The 23,375-nt window shown below is 39.6% G+C and carries 25 protein-coding genes and 1 pseudogene; all 26 read left to right on the forward strand.

Annotated features, from left to right (window positions below; translation table 11 throughout):
* The first annotated feature begins 173 nt into the window (after positions 1-173).
* The 26 genes and pseudogenes from KQI39_RS11365 (at position 174) to mobQ (ending at position 23,365) form a co-directional block, all read left to right on the forward strand.
* Positions 174-392: a hypothetical protein gene (locus KQI39_RS11365; RefSeq protein ID WP_216418477.1), complete on the forward strand. Its 219-nt coding sequence runs from the start codon at positions 174-176 to the stop codon at positions 390-392.
* A gap of 25 nt (positions 393-417) precedes the next feature.
* Positions 418-699, forward strand: coding sequence for a hypothetical protein (locus tag KQI39_RS11370; RefSeq protein WP_117739484.1), 282 nt, complete (start codon positions 418-420; stop codon positions 697-699).
* Positions 700-701: 2 nt separating this feature from the next.
* Entirely contained in the window at positions 702-995 is a 294-nt protein-coding gene (locus KQI39_RS11375; RefSeq protein ID WP_117739485.1) for a hypothetical protein, read from the forward strand.
* Between the two features lie 491 nt (positions 996-1,486).
* Positions 1,487-3,031, forward strand: coding sequence for an ATP-binding cassette domain-containing protein (locus KQI39_RS11380; RefSeq protein WP_009247522.1), 1,545 nt, complete (start codon positions 1,487-1,489; stop codon positions 3,029-3,031).
* Between the two features lie 84 nt (positions 3,032-3,115).
* Positions 3,116-3,613 carry a nucleotidyltransferase domain-containing protein gene (locus tag KQI39_RS11385; protein WP_009247521.1) on the forward strand — a complete coding sequence of 166 codons (498 nt, stop codon included), beginning with the start codon at positions 3,116-3,118 and terminating at the stop codon, positions 3,611-3,613.
* A 600-nt stretch (positions 3,614-4,213) separates the two neighbouring features.
* A complete protein-coding gene (locus KQI39_RS11390; protein ID WP_117739498.1) occupies positions 4,214-5,458 on the forward strand; it encodes a serine/arginine repetitive matrix protein 2 in 1,245 nt (414 codons plus the stop codon).
* Between the two features lie 102 nt (positions 5,459-5,560).
* Positions 5,561-6,313, forward strand: coding sequence for a CHC2 zinc finger domain-containing protein (locus tag KQI39_RS17370; protein WP_117739487.1), 753 nt, complete (start codon positions 5,561-5,563; stop codon positions 6,311-6,313).
* Complete coding sequence (locus KQI39_RS11395; RefSeq protein ID WP_235904608.1) at positions 6,264-7,523, forward strand: virulence-associated E family protein; 1,260 nt, start codon at positions 6,264-6,266, stop codon at positions 7,521-7,523. Before KQI39_RS17370 ends, KQI39_RS11395 begins: the two co-directional genes overlap by 50 nt.
* A 380-nt stretch (positions 7,524-7,903) precedes the next feature.
* Positions 7,904-8,095, forward strand: a complete 192-nt coding sequence (locus KQI39_RS11400; RefSeq protein ID WP_117739489.1) for a transposon-encoded TnpW family protein — start codon at positions 7,904-7,906, stop codon at positions 8,093-8,095.
* Between the two features lie 110 nt (positions 8,096-8,205).
* Positions 8,206-9,006: pseudogene (locus KQI39_RS11405) on the forward strand (VirD4-like conjugal transfer protein, CD1115 family); the annotation flags it as partial.
* 241 nt (positions 9,007-9,247) lie between these two features.
* Positions 9,248-9,445 carry a Maff2 family mobile element protein gene (locus KQI39_RS11410; RefSeq protein WP_216418479.1) on the forward strand — a complete coding sequence of 66 codons (198 nt, stop codon included), beginning with the start codon at positions 9,248-9,250 and terminating at the stop codon, positions 9,443-9,445.
* 37 nt (positions 9,446-9,482) lie between these two features.
* Positions 9,483-9,830: a TnpV protein gene (locus KQI39_RS11415; protein WP_216418482.1), complete on the forward strand. Its 348-nt coding sequence runs from the start codon at positions 9,483-9,485 to the stop codon at positions 9,828-9,830.
* 12 nt (positions 9,831-9,842) lie between these two features.
* Entirely contained in the window at positions 9,843-10,031 is a 189-nt protein-coding gene (locus KQI39_RS11420) for a hypothetical protein (RefSeq protein ID WP_216418483.1), read from the forward strand.
* Between the two features lie 334 nt (positions 10,032-10,365).
* The gene (locus KQI39_RS11425) at positions 10,366-10,647 is read left to right on the forward strand and encodes a hypothetical protein (RefSeq protein ID WP_216418485.1); all 282 of its coding nucleotides are present in this window, start codon (positions 10,366-10,368) and stop codon (positions 10,645-10,647) included.
* A complete protein-coding gene (locus tag KQI39_RS11430; RefSeq protein WP_216418487.1) occupies positions 10,644-10,937 on the forward strand; it encodes a hypothetical protein in 294 nt (97 codons plus the stop codon). Before KQI39_RS11425 ends, KQI39_RS11430 begins: the two co-directional genes overlap by 4 nt.
* Positions 10,938-11,629: 692 nt before the next feature.
* Positions 11,630-11,914 (forward strand): hypothetical protein, encoded by a 285-nt coding sequence (locus KQI39_RS11435; protein WP_216418489.1) that lies wholly within the window; start codon positions 11,630-11,632, stop codon positions 11,912-11,914.
* Positions 11,915-11,934: 20 nt separating this feature from the next.
* Positions 11,935-12,348: a single-stranded DNA-binding protein gene (locus tag KQI39_RS11440; protein WP_216418491.1), complete on the forward strand. Its 414-nt coding sequence runs from the start codon at positions 11,935-11,937 to the stop codon at positions 12,346-12,348.
* 149 nt (positions 12,349-12,497) lie between these two features.
* Positions 12,498-12,707 carry a helix-turn-helix domain-containing protein gene (locus KQI39_RS11445; RefSeq protein WP_216418493.1) on the forward strand — a complete coding sequence of 70 codons (210 nt, stop codon included), beginning with the start codon at positions 12,498-12,500 and terminating at the stop codon, positions 12,705-12,707.
* A gap of 12 nt (positions 12,708-12,719) precedes the next feature.
* Positions 12,720-15,533, forward strand: coding sequence for a DNA methyltransferase (locus KQI39_RS11450; RefSeq protein ID WP_216418495.1), 2,814 nt, complete (start codon positions 12,720-12,722; stop codon positions 15,531-15,533).
* A 2-nt stretch (positions 15,534-15,535) separates the two neighbouring features.
* Positions 15,536-16,333 (forward strand): DUF6414 family protein, encoded by a 798-nt coding sequence (locus KQI39_RS11455; protein ID WP_216418498.1) that lies wholly within the window; start codon positions 15,536-15,538, stop codon positions 16,331-16,333.
* Complete coding sequence (locus tag KQI39_RS17740; RefSeq protein WP_216418500.1) at positions 16,320-17,438, forward strand: AAA family ATPase; 1,119 nt, start codon at positions 16,320-16,322, stop codon at positions 17,436-17,438. Before KQI39_RS11455 ends, KQI39_RS17740 begins: the two co-directional genes overlap by 14 nt.
* Positions 17,439-17,638: 200 nt before the next feature.
* Entirely contained in the window at positions 17,639-19,906 is a 2,268-nt protein-coding gene (locus KQI39_RS11465; protein ID WP_216418502.1) for a DEAD/DEAH box helicase family protein, read from the forward strand.
* On the forward strand, positions 19,903-20,436 hold the full coding sequence (locus KQI39_RS11470) for a hypothetical protein (protein ID WP_216418503.1): 534 nt from the start codon (positions 19,903-19,905) through the stop codon (positions 20,434-20,436). The genes KQI39_RS11465 and KQI39_RS11470 overlap by 4 nt, the downstream gene beginning before the upstream one ends.
* 83 nt (positions 20,437-20,519) lie before the next feature.
* Positions 20,520-21,140: a hypothetical protein gene (locus tag KQI39_RS11475; protein WP_216418505.1), complete on the forward strand. Its 621-nt coding sequence runs from the start codon at positions 20,520-20,522 to the stop codon at positions 21,138-21,140.
* A 225-nt stretch (positions 21,141-21,365) separates the two neighbouring features.
* Entirely contained in the window at positions 21,366-21,701 is a 336-nt protein-coding gene (locus tag KQI39_RS11480) for a DUF3847 domain-containing protein (protein WP_216418506.1), read from the forward strand.
* On the forward strand, positions 21,701-23,365 hold the full coding sequence (gene mobQ, locus KQI39_RS11485) for a MobQ family relaxase (protein ID WP_216418508.1): 1,665 nt from the start codon (positions 21,701-21,703) through the stop codon (positions 23,363-23,365). Before KQI39_RS11480 ends, mobQ begins: the two co-directional genes overlap by 1 nt.
* Positions 23,366-23,375 lie beyond the last annotated feature (10 nt).

A 23,375-nucleotide genomic window follows, 5' to 3' on the forward strand; every position in this document is an offset into this window, starting at 1 on the left:
CATTCAGCTGGAAAAGTATCGTTATCTTTTTCAATGCGCAAAGGAAAGCAATGATTTTGATTCATTTATGAAATTCGCAGTGTAGTTTTGTGCAATTTTTTAAATTTGCTCATTTATAGTTAAGAATAATATTGTTGCCTGTGATGGCTGTTCTGGTAGTAATAAGACTGTTTGTGGAGTTCCTTGCAGGAATATCAGCAGTTATCTTCCGGGTAATTGCAGGAATTTTTCTTCTGACCGCCCTGCTAAGCTATGGCTTTGGTCTGGAAAGTTCCGGGGAATGCCTGAAAATCGTATTGGCTGGCTTTCTGTTTTATCTCCTGCCATGTACGGTTGAAATTGTGATTGCGGGAATCGTCTTTTTAGCAGAATGGATTCGCTCTTTTACATAGGAAGAGGGCAGAAAGGGACACGATTATGAAAAGAGAATTAGTGGAGAGCTACTTCGACTGGAATGAGATCAGGCTTGAGGCATATTTACGGATTGATCCTCAACTGATTGAACTGGAAGGGGAATGCGAGAAAACGATGGATGAATTGAAGCCATACATAGAGAAATACGGTCATGAGTTCTGGACGATTATTGACCGGATCATATCGGCAAGACATGCAGTAGAAGCCTATATCAGCCGGGAAATGTATATCCGGGGATTTCTGGATTATGAACGTCTGGTATGTGAGATAGAAAGGGATGTATGAGGATGAAAGAGGAAGCATTAAAGGGATTTGTGGATTTTATCATTCAGGAACGGATGCAGAGTGCATTCAGCCAGATGAAAGCCGGGAAAGAACCGGATGACAAGGATGATGTGGAACAAAAGTATGAGGAAGCGGTGGCATTGCTTCCAAAGGATAAACAACAGGCAGTCCAGGCATACTGCGATGCTATTTTTGACAGCGGTGCGTATGCTGAGCAGTTCTTTTATCGGTTGGGACTGAAGGATGGGATTCGGTTGTATAAGACAGTAAAAAGTATCATCAAGGGAATATCTTAAATGGATTGGAAAATGTTATTTAAAATTTACATGTCTTACCATAACTCGGAAAACATATGGAATAAGGAATTTTTTTGTGATATACTGTTCTAAAAATCGTTGTCTGGCGATTTGGTGAATCCCGATAGATTATTTTATAGGGAACAGAAACTTTGAATTTGCACTTCCATAAGGTGAAATGTATTGACACAAAAAATACAGTATGATAGTATTGCCATTAGAAGAAAGAAAGGCACATTTTGTGTAAGGTGAGGAAATGATTAATAGATAATTTGATTTAAGTAAGACACATATAGTTATTGAGCCTGTAGAGAATAGGTTTGTTTTGTGTACGCTTAAGTTGGATTATCGCAAGAGGCATTTCCTTTGTTTTCCTTTTGGAAAAGAAATAAGGGTCTATTTAGCGAGTCTATTTTTGCGTATGCAAAAAAGACTCGTTTTTGTGTGTTCAAAATAATAATTGGCTCAGACTTCGAAAAGGAGAAACTTTAATGTTGCAGATAAAAAAATTAAATTTAACACATAAAAAAGACCTGAGAATAATTCTTAATGATTTCAACCTTGTGCTAAATGATGGAGATAAGGCAGTTATTATTGGAGAAGAGGGAAATGGGAAATCGACATTAATGAAGTGGATATACAATCCGTCGCTTGTAGAAAACTATATAGAAGCAGATGGGGAAAGGATAATGGGACACGAACGTCTTGGTTATCTTCCGCAGGAGATGCTCGATGAAGATAAGGAAAAAACAATATACGAATATTTTTCTGAAGAGGAAATATTCTGGGAGAAAACGCCTAAAGAATTGTCTGTTATTGCGGGAAAATTTGGAATGAAAAATGATTTTTTCTACAGTAACCAGACAATGGGTAGTCTTTCAGGAGGCGAAAAAGTCAAGACACAACTTATGAGGCTTTTCATTCGCGATGTTTCTGTGCTGTTGTTGGACGAACCTTCCAATGACATCGACATTGCGACGCTTACATTACTGGAAAAAATCATAAATGACTGGAAGCACATTGTGCTTTTTATTTCACACGATGAAACGCTGATAGAGCGTACTGCCAACATGGTGATACATATCGAGCAGATTATACGAAAAACAAAGGCGAGATATACCGTGGCAAAGCTTCCCTATAGACGCTATGTGGAAGAACGGCTTCATAAATTTGAAATCCAAAAACAGCGGGCACTGAGTGACCGTAGGGAGAAAAAGATTCGCGATGAAAAATATCAAAGAGTTATGCAGAGTGTACAAGGTGCATTAAGAAGTTGTACCAGACAAGCACCGTCTGTTGCCAAAAACTTAAAGGACAAAATGCATACGGTTAAGGCAATGGAACGAAGATTTGAAAAAGAAGATGAAAATATGACTCAGATGCCGGAACAGGAAGAAGCAATCTTTGTCAAATTAGGGGATGAAAACTCACACATTCCCGCAGGAAAAACGGTCATAGAATATGAACTTTCAAAGCTTGTGACTCCGGATGGCAAAAGAATTTTAGCAGAAGGAATTCATTTAAAAATAAAAGGTTCAGAAAAAATCTGTATGATAGGAGCCAACGGGGCAGGAAAAACGACTCTTCTAAAAAAGATAGCGGAAGAACTCCTAAATCGGAATGACATTAAAGCAGAATATATGCCTCAAACTTATGAAGACCTGCTGGATTTGGATGTTACACCGGTTGATTACCTTGATAAAACAGGAGATAAAGAAGAGCGTACAAGAATTAGAACATACCTTGGTTCACTTAAATACACACCAGATGAAATGGAGCATCCGATTCGGGAGTTATCAGGCGGACAAAAGGCGAAAGTGCTTCTCTTGAGGATGAGCTTAAGTGGTGCAAATGTTCTTATTCTGGATGAACCGACAAGAAATTTTTCACCATTGTCCGGTCCGGTAATAAGAAAAATGCTCCGAGAATTTCCGGGGGCTGTCATTAGCATTTCTCACGATAGAAAGTATATTGAAGAGGTGTGCGATAAAATATATCAGCTAAATCCTAATGGATTACAGCTAATTGGTGATTGATAACAAAAAGGATGAAAGACTGACAAATTTCAGGCTTTTAGTGAGTTGGAAAGCATACAAAGATTTGAATTTGGAGGATAGATTATGGTACGTACAGAAGATGCATGTGAAATTATAAAATATGCTTTGCAAAACGAAATTAAAGTATATTTAGATGGCGGATGGGGTGTTGATGCACTTCTTAAAAGAGAATCAAGAATACACAATGATATTGATTTGTTTGTTGAACTGAAACATTATCATGATTATATTTATGTGATTAAGCAGCATGGATTTGAGGAAGTAAATACTGATTATACAACGGATGGTCATACTGTCTGGAAAGATGATAAACAAAGAATCATTGATTTACATTGTTTTGAATTTACAGATGACGGAATTGTTTATGAGGGAGATATATTTCCATCAAAAACTTTTTCCGGTATTGGAAAAGTTGGAGATATAACTGTTTCTTGTATTGAACCATTGAGTCAGGTAATGCTTCATTTGGGATATGAACACGATAAAAATGATGTGCATGATGTGATGCTGTTGTGTGAAACATTTCAAATAGCAATACCAGATGAATATAAGGAAAAGTAAAATTTCAGTTTTGTGAAAAGAGAATAGTGAGTAATCCAAAGGGCATCAACCGAAAAAAGTTGGTGCCTTTTGTTTTGCTCATTAATGCTCAGAGAGGATGCAAAGAAAAAACTGAATATGACCGGTGAGGTCAAATATGAGAGCCGATGCAATTTGGACTTTTTTCAAAAAAGTGACAAAGTGTCGGCTCTTATTTTTGAGTAAATCCGATTTGAGGATTTTTGAAAAACCGGGCGAAACGAAAATTCTGACAGATGGGACAGTGGCGGAAATTTCATTTTGTCCGGCGGGTGTACAGAGGGCGGAGCCCTTTGTGCAGGGAATGCAAAGGGGAGGCAGCTCCATGCTGGGGTTAAGGGGCAAAGCCCATTATCGGGTCAAGGGTGAAACGCCTTGCCCAGTGATTTGATGCCTGCGTCAAGTCGTACTGGGTATTATCTGGCGAATTGTGTTACCCAAAATCGTTTTCGGGAATGACCGCCACATGAAAAAAGCTTGTGGAATGCAAGAGGCAGATAATGGAAAGACCACAGAGGAGGGCAGAATGGGAAAAAGAAAAATGAAAAAAATGCAGAATAGATGAAAGGGGGAATCAGAAAAATGAGAGCTACAAGGCATAATGGCAGATCGGGGAAACATGGTGTTTATAATCCAAAGCACAATGACAGAAAATTCGATATTGCCAACAGCGAGCATATTGATGCGGAGAGGGAAAAGCAGAATATCTATTGGGACTGTTACCGGGGATATGTCCAGAACCCTTCGGATGAGACACTTAGAAATTGGGGACCGGTCGAGCCGGAAGCAAGTTTTCATGATATTGAAAAGATGTATTATGAAGACCATTACAGCGATTTTATAAAAGGGCAGAATGCCAGAAATGAGAAAAACCGCCACCCGGAAAGAAACCGGACAACGGAAGATCTGCTGAAAAATAAAATGACCTGTCCGGAAGAAACGATATTCCAGATCGGAAAGGAAGGGGAGCATATATCGGGAGAACAGCTTTTTCATATTGCGGATTTTTTTATGAAAAGGTTCGAGGGGATGTTTGGAGACCATGTGCATATTTTGGATTTTGCACTCCACATGGATGAGACCACTCCCCATATCCATGAACGTCACGTGTTTGACTGCGAAAATAAATATGGGGAACTGTGTCCGCAACAGGAAAAGGCATTGGAAGCACTTGGAATTCCTCTTCCCGATCCAGATAAGCCCAGAGGAAGAAACAATAACCGGAAGATGACTTTTGATCTGATCTGCAGGAATCTTCTGTTTGATGTTTGCAGGCAGTATGGGCTGGAGATTGAGGAAGCGCCGGAATATGGCGGAAAGAAGTATCTGGAAAAGCAGGAGTTTATCATACAGGCACAGAAAGAAAAGATTGCCCGGCAGGAACAGATGATAAAGGAACAGGAAGAAAAAATCATGGATAATGAAACCCTGATCGATGAAGTGTCAGAGATCGCTTATGACAAGGCGGTGGAAGTCGTTACGGAAAAAGTAAGGGCACAGACACAGGAAGAGGATATCAGGCTTCTGGATCAGCTTTGCAATAACATTGTCCAGAATCCAAATAATTCTGATAAGGCAAAAACAATTACCAAAAATGTGATTAAGCTGGCGAAAGAGAAATTACGGAATGCAGCAAATGCAGTTATTGAAAAAGTACAGAAAACTCTTCAGGAGCCAGAGGTCAGTAAAGCGAATACGGAACAGATCAAGAAGAAGGCAAGGACGAGTGTTCTTGAAAAACTGGCTGCCAATAAAAAGCGGGTCGCAGAAGAAAACGCTGCCAGAAGAAAAACAAAAACGAAATATCATGACAGGGATTCCCTGTAAAGAGCATTTTGATTTATTCAGTTTTGGATAAAAGTCAGGATGCTCTTTTTTTATTTTGAACCCGGTCATATCTGAACGGGTTGGAAAGGAAGTGGATAAAAAATGAATGTGTTTGAAGAAGTAAAGCAGAATGTGACGGTCAGGCAGGCTGCGGAACTTTATGGATTTAAGCCCAACAGGAGCGGATTGATCCGGTGCATCTTTCATAATGACGGTACACCGAGCATGAAAGTTGACCGCAGATATTACTGTTTTGGATGTGGGTGTACCGGGGATGTGATCGATTTTACCGCCCAGCTCTTCGGACTAAAATCCAGAGAGGCTGCTTTGAAGCTGGCAGATGATTTTGGAATCTCCTATGGGAACAGGGCAAGGGATTCTCCCAAAAGTGGGAAAAAGTCTCTGGTGAAAGAAAGAGGGAAGGTATCAGAAACAGACTGGAAAACAGAATGTGCCAGACTTACAAAAGCATATCTGGATTACCGCACCCTGCTTCTGGAATGGAAAGAATGTTATGCACCAAAAACACCAGAGGAAGAGTGGGATGGGCATTTTGGCACCGCACTGAGGGAGTTGAGTATCGTTGAATATTATCTGGATATTCTTCTGTTCGGTGATGAAGAGGATAAGAAAATGCTTGTCAAGGAAAAAGGAAAGGAGGTGGAAAAGATTGAGCGAGAATGTAAAGGAGCAGGACGCTTTGCAGATCATGGAGCAGATGGCGGATGTGGATGCCATAAGGGAGATCCGCTCCCATCTGGCGGTGACAAATCAGGGAACCGTCAAAGGGACGATGCAGAATTATATGATCGTGCTTCGGGAAGATCCGCTACTGAAAGGGAGCCTGAGATTTAATCTTTTGAACCAGAGGATCGATATCGTCAGGAAACTCTGGTGGAATGATGGTATCACCTCTATGACAGATGCTGCCAGAGATTTCTTTTATCTGTATTTTGAACAGTTTTATAGTCTGGGAAATGAGAAAAACATGGATAAAGCCCTGAGGGCGGAAGCAAACAGCAAACAGTATCATCCGATCTGCGAATATCTGAACCGCTTAGAGTGGGATGGCACAGAACGTATCCGTTATGTATTGAAGCGGTATATGGGGGCAGATGATTCGGATTTGGTCTATGAATGCCTGAAGCATTTTATCATGGAAGCACTGCTCCGTATTTTTAAGCCGGGGTGTAAGGCGGATGAGATGCTCTGCCTTGTAGGAACACAGGGGGCAGGAAAATCTACATTTTTCCGCTTTCTGGCTATTAAGGATGAGTGGTTTTCAGATGACTTGAGGGATTTGGGAGATAAAAAGATTTATGAAAAGCTCCGGGGTCACTGGATCATGGAAATGTCAGAGATGATTGCTGCGATCAGTGCAAAGAGCAATGAAGAGATCAAGTCCTTTTTGAGCCGGCAGAAAGACACATTTCGGAATTCCTATGGGAAATTTGAAGAGGACAGACCGAGACAATGTCTGTTTGCCGGGACAACCAATACAAAGCAGTTTCTTCCCTTTGACCGTACAGGAGCAAGACGTTTCCTTGTAATCGAGGTCGATTCCTCAAAGGCGGAAAAACATCTTCTTGATAATGAAGAAGAATCGAGGGCATACTTCGACCAGCTTTGGGCGGAAGCAATGGTCATCTTCAATTCCTGCAAGAACAAAAGCAGCCTTCTGAAACTTCCAAAAGAAATGGAGGAGCAGATCATTGAATACCGGAAACAGTTCATGCAGGAAGATACGATGGCAGGGCAGGTTCAGGGATGGCTGGATGGATATGCCGGGACTTATGTCTGCTCCAGACAGATCTGGAAAGAGGCGTTTAACCATTATGATGGCGAACCAAAGAAATATGAGACCAATGAGATATGCCAGATCATGGACACACAGATCATTGGCTGGAAAAGAGGCGGTTATCATCGTTTCTCAAAAGAAGGATTTGGTACACAGCGGTGCTGGATCAGAGAGGGAAAGGATGAAACAGAGACTGTCAACCAACCGGACAAAGATGGCTTTATAAAACTTACGGAAGGTGAGCAGATGAAGATACCTTTTGATTAGCCTGACAGGGAGGGGATGGTCAAAACAGCTGAATTTCCATTTTTTTGACTGTTTGTGTACTGGTTGTTGACATTTTTGTTGACTGGGAAAAGCCTTTAAATATCAGCTTTTTCAGCATATTTCTTAACTGTCAACAAAGATATTTAAAAAAGAAAATATTATTTAGAGTAGGGATGACTTGGATAAAGAGATTATTTTATTAAAAGTTTCAAGTGCCTTGTTGACATTGACGGAGAGACAGAATTCCAGATCGGGATACCGTCCCGGCTGGGATAATAACTGTCCTCTCTCTGTCGGGCAAATGAATAGAATACTGGCAGGCAATTTGGAAGATCAGTCTGCCACCCTGCCCGCCGGTAAATCACAGAAAGGAGAAGCTTATGGGACAGGTTCTGAATCCGAAAACGGAAAACAATACATTTACAAAAAGGATTGGGCAGACAACTTATGTTGTCCGATTCCATTACAGTGAGAACGCAAGAGAGACGATGCAGGAGAAAATCAACCGGATGCTGGTGAATGAAGTTAACCGTTCGGACTTCATGGAAACAGAGGAAAAAATGGCTGAGTAACTTAATGGTTGTAACAACAAAGAACGTTTTCATCAGTATTTTAGCTGTTTTACCCCTGATTTGACACGAAAAAGTGCCTTTTTTGATGAAAAAACTATTGACATTTTGTTTCAGGTAAGACAGCAAAATCTATTCTGATCAGTTGTGGTGCAAGACTCGCACCCTTTGATATTGCGGAACTGCGGGAGCTTATGAGTTATGACGAGCTGGAATTGGATCTGGTTGGTGACAGGAAAACTGCATTGTTTGTTATTATTTCAGATACCGATGATACCTTTAATTTTATTGTTTCTATTATGTACACACAGCTTTTTAATCTGCTCTGTGACAGAGCTGATGATGTATATGGAGGCAGACTTCCAATTCATGTGAGGTGTCTCCTGGACGAGTTTGCGAACATCGGACAAATTCCTAAATTTGAAAAATTGATTGCTACGATTAGAAGCCGGGAAATCTCAGCTTCTATTATTTTGCAGTCAAAGTCTCAGCTTAAGGCAATTTATAAGGATAATGCCGATACCATCGAAGGGAACTGTGATACGACCTTATTCCTGGGTGGAAAGGAAAAAACGACATTAAAGGAAATAGCGGAGATCCTGGGAAAAGAAACCATAGATCTTTATAACACATCGGATACGAGAGGCAGTCAGCGGTCTTATGGAATGAACTACCAGAAAACAGGAAAGGAGTTGATGAGCCAGGATGAAATAGCAGTCATGGACGGGGGAAAATGTATTCTGCAGGTGAGAGGTGTCAGACCATTTTTCTCAAATAAATACGATATTTGCAAACATAAAAACTACAAATATCTGTCCGATTATGACAAAAAGAATACTTTTGATATTGAAAAATATCTGAGTACTAATCTGATACTAAAACCAGAGGATGAAGTGGAACTGTATCAGATGTAACTTCTCGACAAATTGTCGGGAAGTGGATTATGGGAGGAAATCATGAATAATTTGGAAAAAAGGAACAGTCGGTATCCATCGACGAAAATGAATATACCGACTGTACGTGTGAGGAATTTTCCAAGTAGAAAATCCTATGCTTAGTGTAGCACAAAAGGCAGGGTTTATATAGTGTTTTCTTCCCTTTCTGGAAAAAATCTAAGAAAGGACTGGAAAATGTAAGTTTTCCAAAGGTACACTTATGGCATTTTTTACAACGGCAATTACGACCTTAAAAACATTGGTTTGTGCGATCGGAGCCGGACTTGCAGCCTGGGGAGTGATCAATCTGCTGGAAGGATATGGAACGGACAATCCGGGTGCAAAGTCACAAGGAATAAAACATTTAATGCCTTCTATGAGAAACAAAAAGACAGGAAAATCAGCACATCCTACGTAGGTAACCTGTAAATTGTACATAACGAAAGGATATTTATATGAAAATCGAGTACGTAAAAGTAGGGGACTATTATTTGCCTGATCTTATACTTCCGGAAGAAAAACGGGAAATCGGACGATGGGGGATGCTCCGAAAGGCATATATGAAAGAATACAAAGCTGGCAGATACAATTATCTGCTACTGACTGGAAAGCTGGACAGTTATCTTGCTGATCTGAATGAACAGGCATGGGAGCTTGCTGACCGTCTGGAGGCACAGATGAAGGATGCAGAAGGGGTGACAGAAGAATTGAAAGCTGAAAATCCTATGGAATGGGTACGGCATTGCAATAACATCCGCAATCGGGTGGATGAAATCGTTTTGAATGAACTGATTTATGTATAAGGGGGAGTGGCTATGAGATATCGGATTGAATATGCAGATGGACGGTGCTGTAATTTTGCCAACAGCCGGAAAGACCTTCTGGAATGGCTGAAACTCTTAAAGGATGAAGAGATTACGGACATTCGGAAAATCTACAAAAACGGTGTGACAGATTCCGTATTTGAAAAGTACCAGAATTACGTGAACAGGAATGCCGGGTAGGAAGGAGAACACAGGATGAAAGCCATACGTTTTATTTTGAAAATCATGTTACTGCCTGTAATAATTGCGCTGACAGTAATAAGACTGTTCGCAGAGTTCCTTGCAGGAATATCAGCAGTTATCTTCCGGAGCATTGCAGTTTTTTTTCTTCTGACAGCATTGCTATGCTATGGCTTTGGTCTGGAAAGTTCTGGGGAATGTCTACAAATGGTATTGGCTGGATTCCTGTTTTATCTCCTGCCATGTACGGTTGAAATGGTTATTGCAGGAATTATATTTATAGAAGAATGTATTCGCTCTTTTACATAGGAATAGAGCAGAAAGGGACACGATTATGAAAAGAGAATTAGTGGAAAGCTACTTTGACTGGAATGAAATCAGGCTGGAAGCATATTTACGGATTGACCCGGAGCTGATCGAACTGGAAGGGGAATGCGAGAAAACGATGGATGAATTGGAGCCATACATCGAGCAATATGGACATGAGTTCTGGACGATTATTGACCGGATTGTGTCAGCAAGACACGCAGTAGAAGCCTATATAAGCCGGGAAATGTATATCCGGGGGTTTCTGGATTATGAGCGTCTGGTGTGTGAGATAGAAAGGGATATATGATGAAAGAGGAAGCGTTAAATGAATTTGTGGATTTTGTTATTCAGGAACGGATGCAAAGGGCATTCAGCCGGATGAAAGACGGAAAGGAACTGGGCAGAGAAGACGAGATTGAACGGAAGTATCAGGAGGCGGTTGCATTGCTTCCATCGGATAAGGAACAGGCAGTCCGGGAATACTGTGATGCTATTTTCGATAGTGGCGCAGATGCCGAGCAGTTCTTTTATCGTCTGGGGCTGAGGGATGGGATTCGGTTACAAAAGATTATTAAAAATATCCTTAAGAAATTATAATAGCATCTGAAAATTCTGTCAGAGGCGATAACATGAGTAGAAATATGGAATAAAAGAGAATAGTGAGTAACCCAAAGGGCATTAACCGTAAAAAGTTAGTGCCTTTTGTTTTGCATACCCAAATGGGCACTGACTGAAATATGGTTGGTGCCTGCTGTTTTGTATCTGAAAAAATACAAAAAATTTTTCAAAACAGGTCAACATTTACCCTCCCCAGTCCTGTATTAGTAGAAGGATTAAAAATGCAAGAAAAAATCATGTTGTGATTTGGTAAAACTATTTGAAGTTTACATACAGTGACATTTATGGATGATTTTCAAGGTTTTCTGTGTTTTTGGGAACAGAAACAACAGAAATAGTAACGAAAATGAAAAAATTTCAAAGTTTTTTTTGTACAAAGGCATAGTCACTTGAATTTAGTATATGAGGGCATTTTTAGAACCTTCTGCGTACCTTGACAATTTCATGAGTTTCCTGACTGGTGAACAGACTTACGCCATGACGTTTCTAATGGAAATTGAGCGAAGAAATAATGACACTCCCGGAGATGGGCGGGCTGCTCAGAGCCTTAGAGCAGTTGCCTGCGTGCAGGCAGAGGTGGTTTGCAAGAGCCACAGCCAGTCAGGGTGAAAAAACAAATCCGGAAGACTTTAAAAATAAAGGCGTATGCCTGAAAGAAAGAGGTGATGAAAATGAGAAATTTGAAAGTGGAAGAGATGCAGCTGATTTACTGGTTTGGCTGTCCAAATCTGAAAAACACAAAGGAAAGGTTGCGGTCTGTTGCTTTGCTTGCGACAAACAACTGTATGAAAAAAAGAATCATCAGGCTATGCAATAAGCTGGAAAGAAGAGGTTTGGCAGAACAGTATTCGATGGTATATTTCCATATCTGCGAATTGTTTTCGCCTGATGATGGAACCAGACCGCCGGGAACCAGTGCATTAATGGTACCGAATGATGATTGTATGGCAGCTTAGCTGCAGAAAGGACAAAAACTATGAATAAAGTTATTTTAATGGGCAGACTGACAAAAAATCCGGAGATCAAATATGCCGGTAAAGACAATGATATGGCAGTGGCAAGATATACGCTGGCTGTGAACCGCAGATATAAGCGTGATGGGGAACAGGAGGCAGATTTTATTTCCTGTGTTACATTTGGCAAGAGTGCTGAATTTGCACAGAAATATCTTCGGAAAGGAATGCGTATTGTGGTCGGTGGTCGTATCAGCACCGGAAACTATAAGGATAAGGATGGGAAAACGGTATATACAACCGATGTTATTGTGGAGGAACATGAATTTGCACAGAATAAGGAAAGTAATCCTTCTTCGGATCCGGAAAAAGAAACCGGAACCAATCTGGATGGATTTATGAATGTGCCGGATGATGATGAAATTCCTTTTCAGTAAGTACTATCAGGAAAGAGATTGCCCGGTGCAGTCTCTTTCCTATCAACAGATGGATGATAAGCAGATATATTTCATGCAAAATTGGTATTCAACCTAACAAAATCGTGATATAATGAAGCTATGTTTGAAGCAGGATCAGGAGGTAATGTATGGGCGTAAGCTATAACAGACTGTGGAAATTGCTGATTGATAAAAATATGAAACGGATCGAAATGCAGAATCTGACCGGTATCAGTGGAAATATCCTTGCCCGGATGGGAAAAAATCAGTATGTTTCCATGGAAACAGTCGAGAAAATTTGTAAGAAGCTGGGATGTTCCATTGATGAGATGATGGAATTTACCGATGATGAATTATAGGAGGTTGCAGCAATGACAGATGCACAGCAAAGGGCAGCTGCAAAAATATTTGCAAAAAACTGGAAAGATCGGGGATATGAAAAAGGGGACAGCCAGATTTTCTGGGTAGAGTTATTGACAACGGTATTTGGTGTTACGGATATTTCCCAGTTTATTTCTTTTGAAGATCAGGTTCATCTTGATCATACCAGCTTTATAGATGGATATATTGAAAAAACGCATGTCATGATTGAACAGAAAAGTATCAACAAGAGCCTGACGGCTGCGATTAAGCAGTCTGATGGCTCCATGCTGACACCGTTTGAGCAGGCGAAGAGATATTCATCAGAATTACCGTATTCAAAACGTCCGAGATGGATTGTCACCAGCAATTTTAAGTCCTTTTATATTTATGATATGGAAAAACCGGGTGGTGATCCGGAAATTATTTTGCTGGAAGAACTGGAAAAGGAGTATTATCGGCTTCAATTTCTAGTGGAAGAGGGGAATACGAATCTTCAGCGAGAAATGGAAGTTTCTATTGCTGCGGGAGATATTGTCGGACTGCTCTATGACGCACTGGCAAAACAGTATGTAGACCCGACAACAGAACGAGCAATGAAAAGCCTGAATATCCTATGTGTCAGATTTGTATTCTGTCTGTATGCAGAGGATGCAGGTATTTTTGGCAGGCATGGTATGTTTCATGATTATCTGGAAGAGTTTGATGCAAAGCATATGAGAAAGGCTGTCATTGAATTATTTCAGGTGCTTGACACAAAACCGGAAGACAGAGACCCTTATCTGGAAGATTCTCTTTCTGCGTTTCCATATGTAAATGGCGGTTTATTTGCCAATGAAAATATTGAGATTCCTCAGTTTACAGAAGAAATCCGTCAGTTGCTGCTTGAAAAAGCATCCGCAGATTTTAATTGGTCAGAAATCAGTCCGACTATTTTCGGAGCTGTATTTGAAAGCACATTGAATCCGGAAACCAGACGATCTGGCGGGATGCATTATACAAGTATTGAAAATATTCATAAAGTGATTGATCCGCTGTTTCTGGATGACCTGAAAAATGAACTGGAAGAGATCAGGCAAATATCCGTCCAGCGCACAAAAGAGAAGAAATTGAAAGAATTTCAGAAAAAACTGGCAGGGCTGCGGTGGCTGGATCCGGCATCAGGAAGTGGAAATTTCCTTACAGAAACGTATATCAGTATCCGGCGATTGGAAAATGCAGTTATAAAAGAATTACAGGGTGGTCAGATTACTTTCGGTTTTGATGGTTCATCGCCCATTCAGGTATCCATTGACCAGTTCTATGGTATTGAAATCAATGACTTTGCGGTTACTGTAGCAAAGACGGCACTGTGGATTGCAGAATCCCAGATGATGAAAGAAACAGAAGATATTGTTCATATGAATCTGGATTTCCTTCCGTTGACAACGAATGCCTTTATTGTGGAAGGTAATGCTTTACAGTTGGATTGGGAGAACGTTGTTCCCAAAAATCAATTGTCGTACATTATGGGAAATCCACCATTTGTTGGATATTCCTTGCAGAGTAAAGAACAGAAAAATGATATGCTGTCTATTTATGTGGATGAAAAAGGAAAGCCATATAAGACTGCCGGAAAGATTGATTATGTGGCTGGTTGGTATTTCAAAGCAGCGCAACTCATGCAAAATACAGGAATCAGAACGGCTTTTGTATCGACTAATTCTATTACGCAAGGTGAACAAGTGGCAAGTGTGTGGAAACCGTTATATCAGCGTTTTGGTATTCATATTGATTTTGCTCACAGAACTTTTATTTGGGATAGTGAAGCAAATCTGAAAGCTCATGTACATTGTGTGATTGTTGGGTTTAGCACAGTTATGAATGCGAAGAAGCGGGTACTGTATTCTTCTGATCGTTTTCAGATGGTAATTAACATTAATGCGTATCTTGTTGATGGACCAGATGTATTTGTTGAGAGCAACAAAAAGCCGATTTGCGATGTGCCAGAAATGATATATGGAAATAAACCAACAGACGGTGGATTTCTGTTCTTAACACAAGAAGAAAAAGAAGAAGTGACAAAGAATGAACCGGATATAGTAAAATATATTCGGAAAATGTATGGTGCCACAGAATATATAAACAACAAAGAAAGATATTGCTTGTGGCTTGTGGGTGCATCTCCAGCTGAAATAAGAAAATCTAAATTCATTACAGAAAGAGTCGAGGGTGTAAGAAAATTCCGATTAAACAGCACTAAAGCTGCGACACAAGAAAGTGCTAATACACCTACGCTTTTTCAGGAAATTCGCCATCCTGAATCGGAGTATATTATTATTCCAAGGCACTCTTCTGAAAATCGGAGATATATTCCATTTGGGTTTGTTTCACCAGAGATAATCGTAAATGATGCTGTTCAAATTATTCCCGGAGCGAGCTTGTATCATTTTGGAATACTGACTTCCAATGTACACATGGCATGGGTACGTGCTGTCTGTGGCCGTATAAAAAGTGATTATCGTTATTCAAAGGATATTGTTTATAACAATTTTCCATGGCCAACACCAACAGAACAGCAGAAGCAGAAAATAGAACAAACTGCACAGGCAGTCCTTGATGCCAGGTCATTGTATTCGGATTGTAGTCTTGCAGATCTCTATGATGAATTGACCATGCCTCCGGAACTGCGGAAAGCACATCATCAGAATGATATAGCAGTGATGCAGGCATACGGATTTACAAAAGGCAGTGAAGCATATAAAAGTGAAGCAGCCTGTGTTGCGGAGCTTATGAAAAGATATGAGCAATTATGTACACAACAGCAAAATAAGAAGGAGCAATAAATTTGAAAAATAGAAAAGCTGAAAAACCAGAATTCCTTAAAATTGTATATTTTGATGAAGACGCTGCACAGGATTACGTTGATGTTACTAATGGGGGACGCCTTGATTGGACGACAGAAGAAAACAAACAAAAGGTAGCCAAAATAGTAGCAGAGATTGAAGCTCAGGCAAAGAGTGGTTTTAACATTTTGAATTATATTAAGGCAACATTTCAGGGAAAGGTAGATGCAAGTGCAGCGGCAGATTTGACAAGTGCTTTTGATAAAACCATAAAAAATACTTTGTTAACAGATTATATACAAGCAGCATATGAAGATAGTCATGTGAAAAAATTTGAAAATAGTGGGGTCTATGCTCCTGAAAATTCAGTGACATTGTATAAAATGGTCAGTTCATATATGACAATCGTGCCTAAAGAAGAAATGCCGATAGATATGGAAAAGCTGAATGAGGCGATATTGGGTGAACGTGGTTACTATGAAATGCTTTTGAAAACTGAAAAAGATAAAAAGAGTGTATTGAGATTTAATCTTAAAGCATTCAAGAATAATTATAATCTTGTCGATTTAAGTAAAATGAAATTGACATATTATGGGATCAAGGTAGGAACCTGTAGCGAGGATAATCTGTCGATTGACAAAGAATTTAATTTTAAACCGGAAGAAGAAAAAATTACAGCAGAAGATATTGTGAATGACAATGAATCTGTATCTAATGAAGAAGAATCGGTATCCAATGGAAAAGATGAATTAAACGTTTATGATATAGTATTGGCAGGTGTGGTACGTGAAAAAGATTGAAATATTTGTAGGATCAGATTCGGCTTTTGAAAAGATTATTCCACAGAACGCAAGAAATCTTACAGAGTTAGCAACTCAACTGGATGATGATAATAAAAAGATGGAAATGAATGTTATTATTCCAGGTCAGCCTAAGCCAAAAACTCAGAAAAAGCGGAAACCCATTGTTCGAAATTTGGTAATTCATGCTGATGAATATTGCAGTGTCCAAGAGCATGTGATTATAAATTTTATTAATTTTATTTCAAGAGTATCAGTAACAAATATGTATATACAGAACCCGCCAGAAAATATTCGAGAGCAGTTATATCGTGTATTTGATAAGAGCATTATTCACGAAGAACATCAACATTATTTAGAAGTTTCAAAAAATATGTTGCGGACATTTAACGGCCAATATGGGAAAAGAGTAATCGGGCAAGAGAAGGCAAAAAGTAAATTACTACAGGCGATATATCCTTTAATGGATGGCAAACAGAAAAAGCCGGTTGTTATTTTGTTATATGGAGATTCAGGATTAGGGAAAACGGAGTCGGCACAATATTTAGCAGATCTAATGGGCGGTAAGTTATTAAGAAAGCAGTTTTCTATGTATCAGAATAGTGAGTCAGCAAATTATATTTTCGGTGGAAGATATAATGAGAAAAGTTTTGCTCAAGACCTTTTAGCCAGAGATTCGAATGTGCTTTTGTTTGATGAGTTCGACAAGGCTTTATCTGTATTTCACAGTGCATTTTATCAATTATTTGATGAAGGTATTTACGAGGATCATAATTATAAAGTTACAGTAGATAAAGCAATTATTGTATGCACATCAAATTACAAAACAGTTGATGAAGTAAAAGAAAATTTAGGATTGCCAATTTATAACCGTTTTGATTCGATCATTAAATTTGATGAATTGTCAAATGAGGCAAAGAAAAAAATTGCAGAATTGGAAATAGAAAGGTTGAAAACAGATTTTAATATTGAGGATAATAAACTGTTTGAAAAATTGAAAGAAGCTGCTATTACTGCATCAAATGCCAGAGAAATAAAACATTTGGTTAAGGATACATTTTCTCTGTTAGCAATTAGGAAGATTTGTAGTGATGCAGAAGAATAAAACTCTTAGCGAAGCTAAGAGCGCACTTCTATACATGCATTTTTCAATGCCATGTATCGTGCGTCCTGCGGAGCTGTCTCCCGATTGAAGATTCATTCAATACGGGAGATATGCGAAATCAAGATTTCGGACAAGGGTTCCCCTTGCGGCACGAGTGCCTATTTTTACATTGTACTTTATGATAAGGAGTGACCAGAATTATGGAAAAGCAAATAGACAGTATTGAAGTAACTTCCTTTGGTCAGGTTTTCCCAAAAAAAGGGACAAATACAAGAACACCATATTCTCATCAGAAAAATGCGATGGAAGCATTGGATAAGATGAATCAAGAATCATCTTTTAGTACTTTATTGGTGCTTCCTACTGGAGGAGGAAAAACATATACTGCATCAATGTGGTTATTGAAGAATGCGATTGACAGAAAAAAGAAAATATTGTGGATCGCACACCGACAAATGCTGTTGGATCAAGCGGCAGAATCCTTTCAGAAATTTGCATATACAGAAGTGATACCTCATATTTCTTCCTTTTGTTTCCGCATTGTTTCAGGTGCATCCAGTCATGACAGAACCAGTGATATCAGGAAGGAAGATAATTTATTAATTGTTAGTAAAGACAGTATTGGAAGAAATATAGACAGATTAGATCAATGGCTAAAAGGGGAAAAAGAACTTTATTTGATTGTGGATGAAGCGCACCATTCAACTGCTAAGACATATCGAAAAGTAATTGATTATGTAAAGAAAAAAGTTCCAAATGTAAAACTGATTGGTTTAACTGCAACACCTTTCCGTACGGCAGAAGCGGAACAGGGGCTTTTAGCTAAAATATATTCAGATGGAATCAAAAATGGACAGGTAGTTCATGGTGATATTGGAATTACATATCAGATTGGACTAAAAGAGTTGATTAACAGGCAGATTTTGGCAAAGCCTATTTTTGAAAGCTACTATACAGATGAAGCCTATGGTGATTCACTTGGGGTGGATGCCTGGGAAAGCATTCAACATCTGGATATTTTGCCAGATGAAGTTGCACAGCAAATGGCAGACAGTGCAGCTCGTAATAAGCTGATTGTAGAAACTTACAAAAATAACCAGAAGCAGTATGGGCAAACCATTTTATTTGCAGTCAACGTAGTGCATGCCATTCAGTTGACAGCACTGTTTAAAAAGGAAGGAATAAAGGCAGATTATATCGTATCTTCAATCAAAGATGCAGTCACTGGCGTAACCATAAGTCGGGAGGATAATGAAAGAAAGCTGGAAGAATATCGTGAAGGACATTTACAGGTTTTAATCAATGTGAATATCCTAACGGAAGGTGTGGATTTACCAAAAACGAAGACAGTATTTCTTGCAAGACCTACAGTTTCATCCATTCTGATGACTCAGATGGTTGGACGTGCCTTGCGAGGAACAGCAGCTGGCGGTACATCCAGTGCATATATTGTTTCATTTATTGATCATTGGAATGAGCATATTGCCTGGGTGAATCCGGAGACTCTGTTTGATGGAAATAACGAGTTTCAGGATAGTGATTATGAACGGGAAAAACATGATATCCGTTTGATTGCAATATCAAAAATTGAGGAGTTTGCTTCGATTTTGGATGATTCTGTTGATACATCATTTTTGGAAAAAGTTCCATTTGAACAGCGTATTCCGGTTGGAATGTATGCTTTCACTTATTTGGAAGAGAATGGAATGGATCATTCTTATCAGGTAATGGTATATAATAGCACAAAGATCCCTTATGAGAATCTGATGGATGCTCTTCCAACTCTGTTTAAGAGTTTTGGGGTTACCGAAGAATATTTATCGGATACACAGCTTAATGAAATGGAAAGTCAGTGCAGAGATTCTTTCTTCTGTGGTGAAATGGTACCGCCATATGAGAAAAGAGATGTTCTTAATATTTTGAAATATTATGCCCAGTATGAATCAATTCCACAGTTTTATACTTTTGATGAAATTGATAGAAGCAAGTTAGATGTAGGAAGGATTGCACAGCATATCTGGGATGAAGATATGGGAGAACGAAAAAGAACAGAATATATTGATTCTCTTTGGGCGTCAGGGGATGATAATATGCTTCGTCTGTTCTTTGGCAGAAAATTGTATTTCCTGAATCAGATTAATATTGAGTTGATGAAGTTGTCACATCCTGATATATATGACGATGAAAACAACATTCAGTATGGAAGCAGGGCATTGGAAGATCTTCCATTACATGAGATTGGGAAAATAAATCCGTTATTAGAGCAGCAACTTAGAAATGATACGTTTAAAAAGGCAATGGACAAGGATGGAAATTACCATTGTGCAAAATGCGGAATTTCGGATAAATCAAGGATTTTCTTTCAGGTTGACCATATTATCCCTATGAATGCTGGCGGGAAAAGTACTTTGGATAATCTTCAAATCTTATGCCGTCAATGTAATGGGCAAAAAGGGGATAAGTCATGAGGGAGTTTCTTTATTCTGCATTGGATGTTGCAGCAATTATCAGCAGTATGGAACTTGGATGCAGAGATGAAAACGAGATGATTGATTCTATCTGGAATGGTGAAAAAGCATTCCTTGTTTCTGAATATAGAAATAATAAACGTAAATTCATTTTAGACGTTTATTACTGGTTGCAGTATTTTTACGAGAAGCCAATACTGGATCAGGAATTCCCTGCTGTATGGCAGGATATGATGACATCCGATAATACTATTGAGCCAGAACAGTATATGAGCGACTTTAGCAACTTAGATTTGTTTTTTAAAAAAATTCGTATTCAGATTTTGTATGGAAAAGGAAACGACTATGTGAGAGTGAAACTTAGAACGCTGCTTAAACATTATGGTTATAAAAGAAGATCACAATTATTGATTCAACATATTAATCGTTGCCTGTATTTTTATCATCTTGAGATAACTGTGCGTGGCGGGATTCCTTGTTCAATAGAGGATGCTACATTAGATCAGATGTTAATATTTCATGTGATATAGATGTTCATTTTTCAGGAAATTATGTGGCTTCAAATAAAATTGAAAAAATGAAAAGCTGAATTCCAAAACTGTGGAGGTAGGATATGTCGCCAGAAGAAAGAGAACGTTCGTATGAGCATTATAAACAATGGCAAATAAATAAAATCCGATATAAGCATGAGTGTGTTGCATATGTTCTCATGATAGGTGTGATTGCATTATTTGTATTGAAATATTGGAAAGAGCTTTCTATTGGTTTTGTGGTAATCATTGCGGTCGGGTGTATTTATCTGTTAGCGATGTTAATCCGTAAATATATTAAGATACAACAGAAAGCTGCTGAGATGAAAAAGATTGCAGAAGAAGTTGGAGGTACAGATATAGTGCTAGATCATGAAAAAGGAAAAGTCAGTTTTTCTGTACCAGCCGAAAATGCGGATGAAGTTATCAGCGATATTGAAAAAAATATGAGGAACTCAAAGTATAAACTCAAAGTATCACGAGTCCAAAATCCTGATAATGAAATGAAAGATAAAAAAACAACGGATGTTGGCTATGTGAATAAGAATAGCCAAAGAAATAATGGAAAAACCGAACACAAAGGAACAGACAATAATCAATGGTTTTATAGTATGGAGTGTCTAAAATGCGGTCATAAGTACTTTGCGAACGGAAGTGATATAAAGATTAGAAAATGTCCAAATTGTCAAGGTGGTAAACCATAAGGGTGTTATCTGTCACAATGATGGACAATATAGTTAAATTATGAATAATGTGTAAGCCAAAGGGCATCAACCGTAAAAAAGTTGGTGCCTTTTGTTTTGCCCATTACTTTTACCCATTTTTGGGAAAAAGTCTGGACAGGAAGCCGGTGTGAGTAAAGGGACAGAATTCATACCGGCTTTTCGTATCTGTTAACCATGCATCCAAGAGAAAGAGAGGAGACCATTATGGGAGAAAGAAGAAATCTGAAAAAACAAAGCCTTGAGAAACTCCAGCAAGATCTGGAACAGACAGAACATCGGATTGAAGTGGAAGAGCGCAGGCTGAATCTTGCAGAACAGCAGATGAAGGTAGCAAAGCGGAAAGCAAGGAACCACAGCCTGATTGTCAGAGGTGCGGAGGTGGAAAAAGCATTTCCGGAAGTGAAAGTACTGACAGAAGAAGAGTTCCGGGCATTCCTGAAATGTATCGCCCACATGAAGAGTGTACATGAAATGCTGGAATGGTCAGTGAGCCATTCTGAATATAACCGCAGTCTGGCATCTTCCGGAAAGGAGCAGTAATGTCACTGTATCATTTTTCTGTAAAGCAGGTATCAAGGGGAAAAGGGCAGACGGTGGTGGGTTCTGCAGCTTATATTTCCGGGCAGAAACTGCACAATGATTATTATGAGGAAATCCATGATTACACCAGAAAGCAGGGAGTGATTTATGACGAGATCATGCTGCCGGATTATGTGACGGATCGTTTCTCTGATCGCCAGACGCTCTGGAATGAAGTGGAATTTGCGGAGAAAGGAAAGCGGGCACAGCTTGCCTATTCCTTTAATATTGCATTACAAAATGAGCTGACGATGGAAGAAAATGTGGAATTGGCAAGGGAGTTCTGCAGGGAACAGTTTGTCAGCCGGGGAATGATCGTGGATATGGCAGTCCATGAGGGGGAATCCAGTGACCCGGAGATTGCAGACAATCCCCACTTCCATGTGCTGGTTCCTATGCGTCCCATGAATCCGGATGGAACATGGGGGAAGAAACAGCGGAGGGAATACAAGCTGGATGAAGAGGGGAACCGTATCCGGGATGAAAACGGAAAATACATCTTTTCTGCTGTATCCACTACCGGTTGGAATTCCCCGGAACTTCTGGAAGAATGGAGAAAGAAGTGGGCGGATAAAGTCAATGTAGCATTTAGGGAGAACGGTCTGGCAGCAAGGATTGACCACCGGTCTTATGAGAAACAGGGAATTGAACTGATCCCTACGATCCATGAAGGATATGAAGTCCGGGCGATGGAGAGGAAAGGTATCCGGACAGTGGTGGGAGATCTGAATCGGGCAATCCGCAAATTAAATGAGATATGGATCCGGCTGAAAGAATCCCTTGCGTGGGCAAAAACATTCCGGGAAGAAGTCAGTGCAGAACTGTACAGGAGGGCAAACCCTACGTTGATGGAAAGCCTGCAGGATTATTATGAGAAACGTGATAAGGTGGCAGATACCTACCAGTATGGGAGCCGGAAAGCACATCTGACGAACCTGAAAGAGTTTGCAGAGGCAGTGAATTATCTGACTGTGAACCAGATTGCAACTGTGGAACAGCTGAACCAGAAAGTAGAGGAATTACAGACGGTTGCGGATGGCATCCGTTCCGAAATCAAATCCCGGCGGGGAGAGATTGCCGGATACCGGGAACTGATGGATTACGATCAGAAAATGAAAAAGCTGCAGCCGGTTATGGATAAATACCATAAGATTTTCTTTAAGGGTTCCAAGCAGAAATATTACAGTGAGCATAAAAAGCAGATCGACCTGTACCGGATGTGTGAGCGGAGGCTGAAACCCTACCGGGATGCAGAGGGAAAGCTGCCGGTTGCACAGTGGAAAGAAGAACAGGAAAAACTGGAGGCATTGAATCGGGTTGCGGATATTGACCTTTCTCCGTATGATGAGGAATTAAAAATGGTCAGAAAAGTGCAGAAGTGTATCGATGTCATGCTGAATGAAAAATCCCAGATGCAGTCCGGTAACACCGGGCGGTCAGAAAAAGAAGATCTATCTGTACAGCATCGGGTTTCATCTCAGGCAAAAGGATATTCCCCGAAACCAATTGCAGAAAGGACTTCTGTTCTGGAGAAGCTGAATAAAAATAAGGAGATCAAGCGGAAAGAGGAGGAAGAAAGAAAAGCATCAAAGAAAAAAATCAAAAGAAATGATATGAGTTTGTAAGGAGGAAATG

The sequence above is a fragment of the Blautia sp. MSJ-36 genome (assembly GCF_018917985.1).
Lineage (GTDB): Bacteria > Bacillota > Clostridia > Lachnospirales > Lachnospiraceae > Blautia_A.

Excerpts from the sequence above, each read along its gene's own strand:
- KQI39_RS11385 (WP_009247521.1), top strand. The coding sequence starts at position 3,116 with ATGGTACGTACAGAAGATGCATGTGAAATTATAAAATATGCTTTGCAA.
- KQI39_RS11450 (WP_216418495.1), top strand. The coding sequence starts at position 12,720 with ATGACAGATGCACAGCAAAGGGCAGCTGCAAAAATATTTGCAAAAAAC.
- mobQ (WP_216418508.1), top strand. The coding sequence starts at position 21,701 with ATGTCACTGTATCATTTTTCTGTAAAGCAGGTATCAAGGGGAAAAGGG.
- KQI39_RS11410 (WP_216418479.1), top strand. The coding sequence starts at position 9,248 with ATGGCATTTTTTACAACGGCAATTACGACCTTAAAAACATTGGTTTGT.
- KQI39_RS11470 (WP_216418503.1), top strand. The coding sequence starts at position 19,903 with ATGAGGGAGTTTCTTTATTCTGCATTGGATGTTGCAGCAATTATCAGC.
- KQI39_RS11375 (WP_117739485.1), top strand. The coding sequence starts at position 702 with ATGAAAGAGGAAGCATTAAAGGGATTTGTGGATTTTATCATTCAGGAA.
- KQI39_RS11480 (WP_216418506.1), top strand. The coding sequence starts at position 21,366 with ATGGGAGAAAGAAGAAATCTGAAAAAACAAAGCCTTGAGAAACTCCAG.
- KQI39_RS11475 (WP_216418505.1), top strand. The coding sequence starts at position 20,520 with ATGTCGCCAGAAGAAAGAGAACGTTCGTATGAGCATTATAAACAATGG.
- KQI39_RS11370 (WP_117739484.1), top strand. The coding sequence starts at position 418 with ATGAAAAGAGAATTAGTGGAGAGCTACTTCGACTGGAATGAGATCAGG.
- KQI39_RS11445 (WP_216418493.1), top strand. The coding sequence starts at position 12,498 with ATGGGCGTAAGCTATAACAGACTGTGGAAATTGCTGATTGATAAAAAT.
- KQI39_RS11465 (WP_216418502.1), top strand. The coding sequence starts at position 17,639 with ATGGAAAAGCAAATAGACAGTATTGAAGTAACTTCCTTTGGTCAGGTT.
- KQI39_RS11420 (WP_216418483.1), top strand. The coding sequence starts at position 9,843 with ATGAGATATCGGATTGAATATGCAGATGGACGGTGCTGTAATTTTGCC.
- KQI39_RS11380 (WP_009247522.1), top strand. The coding sequence starts at position 1,487 with ATGTTGCAGATAAAAAAATTAAATTTAACACATAAAAAAGACCTGAGA.
- KQI39_RS11435 (WP_216418489.1), top strand. The coding sequence starts at position 11,630 with ATGAGAAATTTGAAAGTGGAAGAGATGCAGCTGATTTACTGGTTTGGC.
- KQI39_RS11415 (WP_216418482.1), top strand. The coding sequence starts at position 9,483 with ATGAAAATCGAGTACGTAAAAGTAGGGGACTATTATTTGCCTGATCTT.
- KQI39_RS11425 (WP_216418485.1), top strand. The coding sequence starts at position 10,366 with ATGAAAAGAGAATTAGTGGAAAGCTACTTTGACTGGAATGAAATCAGG.
- KQI39_RS17370 (WP_117739487.1), top strand. The coding sequence starts at position 5,561 with ATGAATGTGTTTGAAGAAGTAAAGCAGAATGTGACGGTCAGGCAGGCT.
- KQI39_RS11390 (WP_117739498.1), top strand. The coding sequence starts at position 4,214 with ATGAGAGCTACAAGGCATAATGGCAGATCGGGGAAACATGGTGTTTAT.
- KQI39_RS11395 (WP_235904608.1), top strand. The coding sequence starts at position 6,264 with ATGATCGTGCTTCGGGAAGATCCGCTACTGAAAGGGAGCCTGAGATTT.
- KQI39_RS11400 (WP_117739489.1), top strand. The coding sequence starts at position 7,904 with ATGGGACAGGTTCTGAATCCGAAAACGGAAAACAATACATTTACAAAA.
- KQI39_RS11440 (WP_216418491.1), top strand. The coding sequence starts at position 11,935 with ATGAATAAAGTTATTTTAATGGGCAGACTGACAAAAAATCCGGAGATC.
- KQI39_RS11430 (WP_216418487.1), top strand. The coding sequence starts at position 10,644 with ATGATGAAAGAGGAAGCGTTAAATGAATTTGTGGATTTTGTTATTCAG.